Raw genomic sequence first — 9,939 nt, forward strand, 5'->3', positions numbered from 1 at the left:
ATACGTTAACGTATGAAAGTATTGTGTGACCGTGGGGAACCATGGTCTTATTTTTTGCCTCCCAGGTGTGTATAAGAAAGCAAGTACCACACATCAGGAGAAGCGTTCGTTTCAGTTAAGTCAGGGGTAAACCACAAAAGATCAAACAGGGGATGGAGGAGATAAGCCAGGTCAGAGATGCAGAAGGGAAAGAGGCGTAAATCAGGCGTGCGGTCGATGCGACCGTGGTTGGTGATGTATCGCACATGGCAACCATAGACAGCTATGGAGCGCTACGATGGATCAAACAAACACTTGAGGAGCACAAGGATAAAAGGCTCCACCGACAACTCCCTGCCCACGGGCAACCGCACTGGCGGTCACGGGAGATGGCATTGCGCCGTAGGCGCACCGCGAAGCGGTATATGCCGATGAATTACTCAACATGCAATATGCGGCTATGACACTAAAGTAGTCTGTCTCTGTAGACGCGAAGAGGATACAGAGACAGACGGACGGACGGGCGGACGGATGCCCTGCAAAGAAGTCATTTAGACAAGACGATACACGGTGATTCGGCGGAAATGCGGTATCGCTACGATACATAGCAAGGCTTTGCTATGCAATTTTTCAAGAGGGGGTGAAACTAAAATGAGCCGAGAAGAGAATCTCTACAGAAATCTGAAGAGTCAGATTGATAAGATCGCGAAGCACAATCGCCAGGGCAGTTTCAAGACAAAGGAACGATACCATGAGGCAGTAGATCGGTTCTGTAAGTTTCTGGCCAAAGAGTATGGACTGCAGAAGTTTGCGAACATATCGGACAAGCACTTGGAGCGGTATGTGTCGGACATGCAATCCAGAGGACTCGCCGCATCCACCATCAAAAATGACCTTTCCGCGATCCGCTTTTATCATGACAAGCTGGATCATCCTCGTAACCAGCTTTCTGACAACTCCCGATTCAACTTAGAAAAGCGGTCATTTGGAGGCGTAAATCGGGCATGGAGCCACGATGAATATCAGGCATTTAGAGACCTCTGTCATGCCCGTGGACAAGCCAGAATAGCCCAAATCGCCACTTTAGCAAGGAATGAAGGACTCCGCATCCACGAGACCCTCAAACTCGACAGGAGCGCGGCTGAGAAGGCTATCAAGACGGGTGTGCTCCATGTGGTCGGGAAAGGCGGACGGGAACGGGACGTGCCGTTGTCCAGAGAGTCGAGGGAAATGCTTCAGGAGCGAATTCAAGACGTGGAGCGCGGACAGAAATTGTTCGTCCGTGAGGGTGAGAAGACGCACCTCGTTATCAAGCAGGTTCAGAACTTTATCAATCGCAATCGGGAGCATTTTCAAGACCAAAGCCGAGAGCAGGCGCGAGACCAGGGAGAGGCAATCATCGAACGTATTACTTTTCACGGTTTGCGACACGCCTACGCACAGAAGCGTTACCAAGAAGCCATCGAGCGAGGTTTGACCGACCGAAAAGCTCGTTTGGAGGTAAGTGCGTTACTTGGCCACGAGCGCGACGATGTGACACGGATCTATACGGTTAATTAGAAAACAGGAATATATGTTCGATGATGTTGGGGGTTCGACATCAAAACTATTTATCATCCTCATAATTTCGCGTATAATACGAGGAAACATAGATATTTTTGGTAGATTCAGTCGGGTATCGACTACAAACAATAAAATAGAGAGAGCTTGTAGCACTCCCCGCCAAGGTCACCCTACAAGCTCTACGAACCAACTATTTGCTATTAGTATATCCAAAAGGCGCGATATTATCAATGCTTTTTGGGTCTACCTGATGGTAAATGGTTGGAAGTAGAGCTGAAGTGAATCGGGTGTGGTACGAGCCTCCTCTCAGACGAGAAAGGAGGTGTTTTTATTGTTAGTTGCGGAAAACGAGCCATTTTTGGTTGAAGAAGACGATGATCTGGACATTGGAGAATGGGTCGAGCGAATCAATAAAGAGTCACGTTCCCGCGTACCTGAACCTGTTGACGCAGGATGCGGTTTCACCATGATGGATTACATCTCTGTCCTACATGGTGACAATAAAGGCTGGATTGCCCTTGCAAAGAAAACGCCGAATTGGAAACAGCGGCACTACCGCTATGCAGACATTTGCGAAGAACTAATCGACGTTGATTTGGATTCGTACATGACGGTGAATACATTCAATCGTCCAAAAAGGAACGAAGAGAGTGCCTTTGAACTGAATGCTTTCTACGTTGATCTCGATGTATACAAGACGGATGTTTTGCCTGCATACGCCATCTATTCGATTAAGGAAGACTTGATTCGATACGGTGAAATCCCTGCCCCGACGTTCTGGATTGACAGTGGTAATGGACTTTACCTCGTTTGGAAGATTGAAACGGTTCCTGGGCAAAGCCAGAAGGCTCTAACGCTCTACAGGAAGATTCAGGAGTACCTGGTTGATTTGCTTGCAGAGTACGGAGCGGACGAGGCATGTAAGGATGCAAGCCGTGTGCTTCGGATTCCTGGGACCAGGAACAGCAAGACGGGTCGGATGGCTCAAATTATCGAGTACAATCCTGATGCTGTATACACGATGCGACAGTTCATTGATGAGTACCTGCCGCAAAGATATCACGATGATTGGTTCCGTGACCAATATCCAGAGTTTCCGAGCAAAAAGAAGAAGCCCGTAAAAAGAAAACGGACAAAGGCTTTCGCGGAGCCTTCGTCCATCACACGGTTAAAGACAAAAAACACTTACACGTTACACAAGGGAAGAATAGATGATTTGTTGACTTTATGCAACATTCGGGGCTGGAATATGACGGGACATCGGGAGCTTACCTTGTTCTTGCTTCGATACTGGACAAGCATAGTCGAGAATGATGAGAAAGCTACTGAATTTATCCTGGAGGTCAATCGCAAGTTCACGGAACCCTTGCCTGAACATGAGGTCTTACAAGCCACGAAATCCGCAGATAAGGCATCTCAGGCTTTTCTATCTGATGAGATGGTCGAGTACCAAGGTAAACAGATGCGACATGGCTATGGCTATAACTACAAAAACGAGTCTTTAATCAGGATCTTTGAGATCACGCCTGAAGAGCAAAAGCACCTATCCGTTATAGTTGGCACGGAGGTTAAGTATTCGAGGAATAATGCCCGCAGACGGGATGAAAGACGCAATGCGAATGGACTGACCAGCCGTGAGCAACAGAGACAGGACATGATCCAGCAGGTGGCATCTCTGCTGTCAGAGGGCTTGAAACAGAAAGAGATCGCGGAGAGATTAGGGATTACATCAGCCCGTGTATCTCAAATCAAGAAAAAGTTAAATGAAACGGCTCTTTATATTAAGGGGGGGTCTCCTGGCCCTGTCTACGGGTGTTTGGGGGATTCAATTCTGTCTGAAGAACCTGATTCTGTTGCTTTGGTTGCTTGCTTTGAGTCGGCTGATTTTGGGGGTGCATCCCTGGTCACTCTTTGGGATTCGTATGTGTCTACTGCTATTGGTCGCATGGCTTTGCAGGAGGTTGCGGCTTCTGACTCATCCTGATGTCTCTCTCTGTGCAGTTGGAGGAGGAGTGGGAGGGGGTGAATGGGCGAAGCCCAGAGGGGGAGGAGCGAAGCGGTTTCCCCTGTGTGGTGCCTGTGGAGCTTGTGGGCAACTCGTTCTTTGAGTTGTCCATCAAATCCACAGGCAGTCCTTGTCTTTTTCTTTGGACTATCGTATCTGCGGCGTCTGAGGGCTTGTCTGACGCGACTTCTTGGCTTTAGGTATGAAAGGTCTTGGAGCCTGCTCTAAACGCCTTACAAGCCAATTTAGAGGCTCGTTTTAGTCGGACGGCTGTTTCATTTGCTTATTGTGTTATTGGAGTAATCATTTTTGCGTATAAGGATGTCAGTAATAGCGCAAATGTGTTGCATTAATAACACAATAGGAGGATTTTCATGATTAAGGAATTACAACGGCAATTTCTCAGTCTTACATCCGCAGAGAAGCTTGAACAAATCAATAATGCGTTGAAGGTGAAGCCTCTGAAGGAGGCGGTACTGGAGGTTACAGGTTGCTCTGTTACCTGGCTTCGAGAGCATATGGAGTCTTTGGGGTATCGGTACAATCGGCAATTGAGTCAGTATGTGCCTGATGACGGCGTGAAGTCGCAGAAGACAGATCAGGAGGAACTTCAAGGGCTTCTGGATTTGTTGGCTGTGAAAGATCAGTTGCTCGCCATGGTCGGTCAATTACAGCCATCCATGGGGTTTGATTTTCGTGACCTGTACCAACATGGGGCAGTCGTAACGAGGTCGCTTAAAACTTACAGTGGCATCATGGAACAGTTTGATGCAGTTTGTGACCGTTGCTACCCGCAATACAGGAAGCAAGATTTGATCGGATTTGCTCTTCTGGAGTTTGTGCGGAAGTACGGCAAGGAGTCTGTTACGAACTAAGCTCTTGCTCGTGTTCTTTGACGAGTTTGTAGAACGTTGTCCGCTTCATGCCTGCTTGAGCCATCGCCGCCGTCGCTGTGATGTTACCCGCTTTCCATTCGCTGTACGCAGTTTGAAATTTGTCTGTGATCTCGGCTCTTGGGCGACCAAACCGCGTACCACGATTTAAAGCTGAATCAATTCCCTCTCTCTGACGCTTCCTGATGCGTTCCCGTTCCTCTTCGGCAAGCCAGGATAAAATCTGCAATACGAGGTCGGAAATAAAGTTTCCCAGGCTGTCTCGGTATTTGGTCGTGTTTAGAAGTGGCATGTCGAGGACAATGATATCTGCGCCGATGTTCTTCGTGATGTCTTGCCATTCGTTAAGAATTTCCTCTTTGTTTCTCCCGAATCGGTCTAATGAGTGGATGTATAACACGTCGCCTCGGCGTAGACAGCGTTTCATTAGCTGATACTGTTCACGATTGAAGTCCTTTCCACTTTGCTTGTCGATGAAGATGTCTCGGTCACTGATTCCCAGGGCTTTCATTGCGTCCAGTTGACGTTGTTCGTTCTGGTCTTTTCCACTGACTCGGATGTACCCATATTTTCTGTTCTCCATTTTCTGTGCTCCTTTCCGTTGAATCTGTTCGTAATTATATACACAGAAAACGGACATATTCACAAACTGATTTTAACTTTTACGAACACATGCAATGCGGGTTTTACGGCTGTCTCAATTGTGTTCGTAAAGGTATACATAAATGAACAATGTAAACTGGAAGGTTTTTTGCAACCTCTCCAGTATACTCAACTCAATAAGAAGAAGGGGGTCAGCAATATGCCACAGGACATTCACAAGCGAAATTTTGATGTGACGAAGAATCAATTGGCGCATGATTTGACCATCGTGAAATTACTGAGATCGGGAAAAACCTCAACGGACACATCTTTACTTTACGACGAATATCTGGAGGAACTTCAGTATACGAAAGCTGTCATAGAGGATAAAACGCGATATGAAGTTAACTATACGGAACCAGTCTCGTTCCCTGATGATGAAGATTAGGTTGCTGATGATGAGCAGCGCACGGCAATTACCGTGCGCTACTTCTTGTAATTACGCAGAAATTGCTTCATTTTCTTCGTACTATCTCCAAATTTTCCACCATGGCTTTTTCCGATTTTCTAACTCTGCTTTGGTCGAAGCGATTTCCATCCGAGCCGCCTCCAGTTCTTGTTCGAATTTCTGGGCTATTCGTTCGAGTTCCGTCTTGTGTTTTTCTTCTAATTGGTGAACCAGTTGTTCCAGTTCCGTTACCCGTCCGTCCGCCTCGTCCTGTCTTTCTGACAGGAATTTTTGCTGGTCGGACAAGGCATCTTGGCGTTTTTCGATGTGCTCAATTGTTTCTTCTTGATCAGCCAGCCTCTCCAGTGCATTTCCGACCTGGTTCATGACATCTAATAATTGTTTTCGGGCATCGAGCTTCCCTAATACTTTTTGGACATCTTCCTCCGCTTCTGAAATGGTAATAGGGAACCCCCTTTGTTGGAGAACGGCGTAGATTTCACTCTTGGGCATATTTTGTTCTCGCATTGTTTTGATGGTTTGTAAGACATTTACGGATTCTGGTTTGTAGTAAGTCAAAGCCCCTTCTTTAATGATCGGTATGAAAACTTGGAATTCACTTATCCAATCCGCCACGGTGCTCTTTGCTACACCCAATACTTCTACGAGGTCCTTCTTACGCAACATTGTCCGTCCGCCTGCTCCGTCCATCTAATCCGTCCACCATCCCGTCCGTCGTCAAAGTATCCGTCCTTCTTGTGAATTCTATATCCGTCCTTGTTCGTCCTTCCGCCATGAGTCGGGAAAGCAGGGGAATGGCATGTCGAAGGAGAACATATTTTCGACACGATGTAGGGTAGAGAGGTTGCGTTTTTATGAGTGAACCGTCCATTTTTTCGTTCTTTGCAGGGGCGGGCTTTTTGGATCTTGGCTTTGAGATGAATGGCTATCACATGGCATACGTGAATGAATTACACGCCCCTTTTCTAAAAACATACCAGCATTCCAGGAAGGTTTTGGGGGTTCCAGAGCCTGAGTTTGGATGTCACCAGGAGGACATTGCTAACCTGCTCGATGAGCCGCATCGTTCCGAACTGAGCGTTTTGGTGCAGGAAGCCAAAGACAAATACGGTCTGGTCGGGTTTATCGGGGGACCGCCATGTCCTGATTTCAGTGTGGGTGGTAAAAATCGCGGACGCACTGGTGACAATGGCAAATTGACGGCTACTTACGTGGAACTGATCTGTCAGCAACACCCATCGTTTTTCTTATTTGAAAACGTGAAGGGGCTTTGGAAGACAGCCAAGCATCGTGTCTTTTATGAAGAGATGAAGCAGAAGCTCCACGCGAACGGATACGTCACAACAGAGAGGCTCATTAACTCTCTGGAATATGGAGTACCTCAATACCGCGAACGGATTATCCTGGTTGGCTTTCAAAAGGATGTTCTTAAAGATTTGGGTTATCAAGTGGATTTATCGATTTTGCCAGAAGAATTGTTCCCTTGGATGAATCACATCAAGTATCCAGCTTCGGATGTGTTTAACTATCCTTGGCCAACGACCGATTCATTCTGTGAGGATATACTTCGCCCATGCCCAACAGGGATTCCGCGAGAACTGACGGTTGAGCATTGGTTTCGCAAAAATGACGTGGAGCATCATCCAAATGCCGCGCAGTATTTTCAGCCGCGTGCGGGATTAGCTAAGTTTACTGTTATTGACGAAGGTGACGATAGCAAAAAGTCCTATAAACGTTTGCATCGATGGCGGTATTCACCAACGGCGGCATACGGCAACAACGAAGTGCATTTGCATCCATATAAAGCGCGGCGGATTTCGGTAGCCGAGGCGTTAGCAATCCAATCGTTGCCCAAGGAGTACACATTACCTCAAGACATGACTTTAACGGATGCCTTCAAGACAGTCGGAAATGGCGTTCCGTTCCTTGCGGCAAGTGGAATTGCAAGAACCATTCTTGATTTCTTGGGGGTCTCCACATGCAACGTGTTACAGCATCGGACATCGTTTCAGCCATCGATGGACTACCAAAAAACCGTGTCTATCACTATATAAACCGTAAAACTCGTGGGGTCATCGAGATTGTTCGCGTGACCATGCCAGAGGGTCCCATTGTTATCAAGCGATACAATCCCGCGGAAGGTGGAGCGTCTGCAAAGGCGAAGGAAGAATCCATTTCATCGCAGATGATTTGGCGCGTAGCCAATTCTATCACCCAGAATCAGCCAATAAACTTGGATCGGGTGCTCGGTGCAAGCTACAACACTCGTTCAGTGCTTGAGTCCTTGCTTGCACATACCCCGCAATTCTATTACTGTTATCCAGGTCGTATTGAGAGTACGTCTTCGGCTAAATCTAAGATAAAGGCTGGACATAAGCATCTAATTTGGCACCCTGAAGAACCGCACGAACTGGGAAAATTGGTGAAGATGGACACCCAGATCGTCATCTCCGAAGTGCCGACTGTTGAAGCCTATTATGATGCTTTGGTTGTGCCAAACGATACACCTGAAATCGATATTGAAGTTCAGCGTCGTCATTCACAAATCCAAATTGCCTTAATTAAGATCGGTGAGCAACTTGGGTTCAGAACGTGGATCGCCCAGAATGACAAAGGGATCATTTATAACAACCAGCCTATTGTAGAAATGGATGGTGTAGTGCAATCCCTTCAAAATGAACGGATTATCGCGGCTTTTGAGGATGCTTATCAAGCGGCACGACTCATTGATTGCATCTGGTTCAAGAACGGAAAACTGATGCCTGCTGTATTGGAAGTGGAACACAGTACAGGGGTAACAAGTGGACTGACGCGGATGAAAGGACTCCGTGATGCTATTCCATCATTTAAAACCCGATACGTTATCGTTGCACCCGATGACGACCGCCAAAAGGTCTTTCGCGAAGCAAATCGGGAACAGTTCAGGGATCTGGATGCTCGTTTCTTTCCGTATTCTGCTGTCGAAGAACTGTACGCTTTATGCCAACGTCGAAAGATTCGTGGGGTTACAGAAGAATTTCTGGACAGCTTCATGGAACCGACTCTGCAGCTTCCACCATCTTAAAATGGTTCAAACGTAGGGACGGATGGCATGATTAAACGGCAAAGCGTGTTGGCAGGCTTCCTTTCTGTCTATAACAAGAATAGACGAATGAAATTCATCAAAAATAGTGAGATCGTGTCAAAATCTCCGTAGTAACGAAACATTTAAAATTGAAGGAGGGGATTCTCAATGAAGCAAAAGAAGCCTCTTCTGCTCGACAAGGTTCTGTTTCCTGAAACGAAAATTAACTACATGAACGGACCAACGATGAGAACCATCAAGAAGCTACAGGATCAACTTCAAACATTGAAAAATCCTTACAGGCAGGTGTGTGAGCGTGGGGAAAATCGTTAAAAAGCCGGGCATTAACGCTCCAATGCCAGTCTTATCACCTCCAGAGGAGAAACTAAAATTGGAATCAGAATTGCTGAAGAGAATTGTAAACAACCAGTAGGATCGGCCGCGGCCGGTCCTACTGGTTGTGCCCTTCCTTGTTGCAGTTTAAGTGTGCCATCAGTTCACTGTTTCTGTAATTCAGGAGCGGGTTCGATTTTGACGACGACGTGTCCACCCATTGCCTCTGCAATCTTACGGAGTTTACCCAAAGAGATGTTTTGATTCCCGTTCTCGATTCTGGCGATCTCGGATTGTTTTGTGCGAAGGCGTGCCGCGAGTTGCTTCTGAGTCATTCCTCTGCTTTTCCGAAGCTGAATCAGTTGCCGAGCGACTTCATACTCAAGTTGAGACTCTGCCCATGCTTCGCGAAATTCAGGGTCTTCCATTTGCTTGGCAAGGTATTTCTCCAGATCATCACTCATCGTTGTCACGTCCTTTCTCTGCCTTTTTCTGTTGTCTCAGAAAATCGTCTCTGTATCGGAGTGCCCGTTCAATTTCCTTTGGCGGAGTCTTTTGTGTTTTCTTCGAAAAGCCATGAAGTAAAATCAGCTTTCGGTCCACCCATGTGAAAAAGAAGACCCGAAAAATGTCGCTCCCTTGTTTCACACGCAAACACCGTATGTTCTCGACGATGTTCTCGACATGCGGATCACCGATACCAGGTCCGAACTCCTTCAGGAGTGCGAAGGAACGTAACACCTTTGCCCTGTGTTTGACGGGCAATGAGTCCAAATACTCCTCGACAGGCGAATCACCATTTTCTCTTCGGTAAAATTGTGTGCTCCATGTCATATTGTAAGTATAACATATGTGTTATGTTTTAAACATGCCATAGCGTACCTAAATTTTCGTGGATTATGCGGCTCAGAATGTCACCTTTGAGGGTATAAAATGTACCACCAAAGGATGTATTAATACGTTAACGTATGAAAGTATTGTGTGACCGTGGGGAACCATGGTCTTATTTTTTGCCTCCCAGGTGTGTATAAGAAAGCAAGTACCACACATC

Annotated in this window: 11 protein-coding genes; 7 read left to right on the forward strand and 4 right to left on the reverse strand. The window is 46.7% G+C overall.

Annotated elements, in window-relative coordinates:
* The first annotated feature begins 630 nt into the window (after nucleotides 1-630).
* The 3 genes from C7445_RS13730 (at nucleotide 631) to C7445_RS13740 (ending at nucleotide 4,422) form a co-directional block, all read left to right on the forward strand.
* Nucleotides 631-1,539 (forward strand): tyrosine-type recombinase/integrase, encoded by a 909-nt coding sequence (locus C7445_RS13730; protein WP_134161221.1) that lies wholly within the window; start codon nucleotides 631-633, stop codon nucleotides 1,537-1,539.
* Between the two features lie 334 nt (nucleotides 1,540-1,873).
* Entirely contained in the window at nucleotides 1,874-3,526 is a 1,653-nt protein-coding gene (locus tag C7445_RS13735; protein ID WP_134161223.1) for a DNA-primase RepB domain-containing protein, read from the forward strand.
* 395 nt (nucleotides 3,527-3,921) lie between these two features.
* Complete coding sequence (locus C7445_RS13740; RefSeq protein WP_134161225.1) at nucleotides 3,922-4,422, forward strand: hypothetical protein; 501 nt, start codon at nucleotides 3,922-3,924, stop codon at nucleotides 4,420-4,422.
* On the opposite strand, the gene C7445_RS13745 is transcribed toward C7445_RS13740, so the two are convergent.
* Nucleotides 4,412-5,023, reverse strand: coding sequence for a recombinase family protein (locus C7445_RS13745; RefSeq protein ID WP_134161227.1), 612 nt, complete (start codon nucleotides 5,021-5,023; stop codon nucleotides 4,412-4,414). The genes C7445_RS13740 and C7445_RS13745 overlap by 11 nt on opposite strands.
* Before the next feature lie 219 nt (nucleotides 5,024-5,242).
* Here C7445_RS13745 and C7445_RS13750 point away from each other — a divergent pair, with 219 nt between their 5' ends.
* Nucleotides 5,243-5,470: a hypothetical protein gene (locus C7445_RS13750; RefSeq protein WP_134161229.1), complete on the forward strand. Its 228-nt coding sequence runs from the start codon at nucleotides 5,243-5,245 to the stop codon at nucleotides 5,468-5,470.
* Nucleotides 5,471-5,551: 81 nt separating this feature from the next.
* Here C7445_RS13750 and C7445_RS13755 read toward each other — a convergent pair whose 3' ends face one another.
* Nucleotides 5,552-6,181 carry a MerR family transcriptional regulator gene (locus tag C7445_RS13755; RefSeq protein WP_134161231.1) on the reverse strand — a complete coding sequence of 210 codons (630 nt, stop codon included), beginning with the start codon at nucleotides 6,179-6,181 and terminating at the stop codon, nucleotides 5,552-5,554.
* Between the two features lie 164 nt (nucleotides 6,182-6,345).
* On the opposite strand from C7445_RS13755, the gene C7445_RS13760 reads away from it, so the two are divergent.
* The 3 genes from C7445_RS13760 to C7445_RS14720 all read left to right on the forward strand — a co-directional run bounded on the left by C7445_RS13760 (nucleotide 6,346) and on the right by C7445_RS14720 (nucleotide 8,888).
* The gene (locus C7445_RS13760) at nucleotides 6,346-7,545 is read left to right on the forward strand and encodes a DNA cytosine methyltransferase (protein ID WP_134161233.1); all 1,200 of its coding nucleotides are present in this window, start codon (nucleotides 6,346-6,348) and stop codon (nucleotides 7,543-7,545) included.
* Complete coding sequence (locus tag C7445_RS13765; protein WP_208320927.1) at nucleotides 7,470-8,555, forward strand: restriction endonuclease; 1,086 nt, start codon at nucleotides 7,470-7,472, stop codon at nucleotides 8,553-8,555. Before C7445_RS13760 ends, C7445_RS13765 begins: the two co-directional genes overlap by 76 nt.
* Before the next feature lie 168 nt (nucleotides 8,556-8,723).
* A complete protein-coding gene (locus C7445_RS14720; RefSeq protein WP_166669168.1) occupies nucleotides 8,724-8,888 on the forward strand; it encodes a hypothetical protein in 165 nt (54 codons plus the stop codon).
* 164 nt (nucleotides 8,889-9,052) lie between these two features.
* Here the strand turns inward: C7445_RS14720 and C7445_RS13770 are convergent, their stop codons facing one another.
* Together C7445_RS13770 and C7445_RS15075 are read right to left on the reverse strand one after the other, a co-directional pair.
* Nucleotides 9,053-9,352 carry a helix-turn-helix domain-containing protein gene (locus tag C7445_RS13770; protein ID WP_134161235.1) on the reverse strand — a complete coding sequence of 100 codons (300 nt, stop codon included), beginning with the start codon at nucleotides 9,350-9,352 and terminating at the stop codon, nucleotides 9,053-9,055.
* The gene (locus tag C7445_RS15075) at nucleotides 9,345-9,722 is read right to left on the reverse strand and encodes a type II toxin-antitoxin system RelE/ParE family toxin (RefSeq protein WP_134161237.1); all 378 of its coding nucleotides are present in this window, start codon (nucleotides 9,720-9,722) and stop codon (nucleotides 9,345-9,347) included. Before C7445_RS15075 ends, C7445_RS13770 begins: the two co-directional genes overlap by 8 nt.
* Nucleotides 9,723-9,939: the final 217 nt, after the last annotated feature.

It is taken from the genome of Alicyclobacillus sacchari (assembly GCF_004366795.1).
Taxonomy (GTDB): Bacteria; Bacillota; Bacilli; order Alicyclobacillales; family Alicyclobacillaceae; genus Alicyclobacillus; species Alicyclobacillus sacchari.

What these genes read in the sequence shown, in the direction of transcription:
- C7445_RS13730 (WP_134161221.1), top strand. Translation starts at nt 631, where the DNA reads ATGAGCCGAGAAGAGAATCTCTACAGAAATCTGAAGAGTCAGATTGAT.
- C7445_RS13740 (WP_134161225.1), top strand. Translation starts at nt 3,922, where the DNA reads ATGATTAAGGAATTACAACGGCAATTTCTCAGTCTTACATCCGCAGAG.
- C7445_RS13745 (WP_134161227.1), bottom strand. Translation starts at nt 5,023, where the DNA reads ATGGAGAACAGAAAATATGGGTACATCCGAGTCAGTGGAAAAGACCAG.
- C7445_RS13750 (WP_134161229.1), top strand. Translation starts at nt 5,243, where the DNA reads ATGCCACAGGACATTCACAAGCGAAATTTTGATGTGACGAAGAATCAA.
- C7445_RS13755 (WP_134161231.1), bottom strand. Translation starts at nt 6,181, where the DNA reads ATGGACGGAGCAGGCGGACGGACAATGTTGCGTAAGAAGGACCTCGTA.
- C7445_RS13760 (WP_134161233.1), top strand. Translation starts at nt 6,346, where the DNA reads ATGAGTGAACCGTCCATTTTTTCGTTCTTTGCAGGGGCGGGCTTTTTG.
- C7445_RS13765 (WP_208320927.1), top strand. Translation starts at nt 7,470, where the DNA reads ATGCAACGTGTTACAGCATCGGACATCGTTTCAGCCATCGATGGACTA.
- C7445_RS14720 (WP_166669168.1), top strand. Translation starts at nt 8,724, where the DNA reads ATGAAGCAAAAGAAGCCTCTTCTGCTCGACAAGGTTCTGTTTCCTGAA.
- C7445_RS13770 (WP_134161235.1), bottom strand. Translation starts at nt 9,352, where the DNA reads ATGAGTGATGATCTGGAGAAATACCTTGCCAAGCAAATGGAAGACCCT.
- C7445_RS15075 (WP_134161237.1), bottom strand. Translation starts at nt 9,722, where the DNA reads ATGACATGGAGCACACAATTTTACCGAAGAGAAAATGGTGATTCGCCT.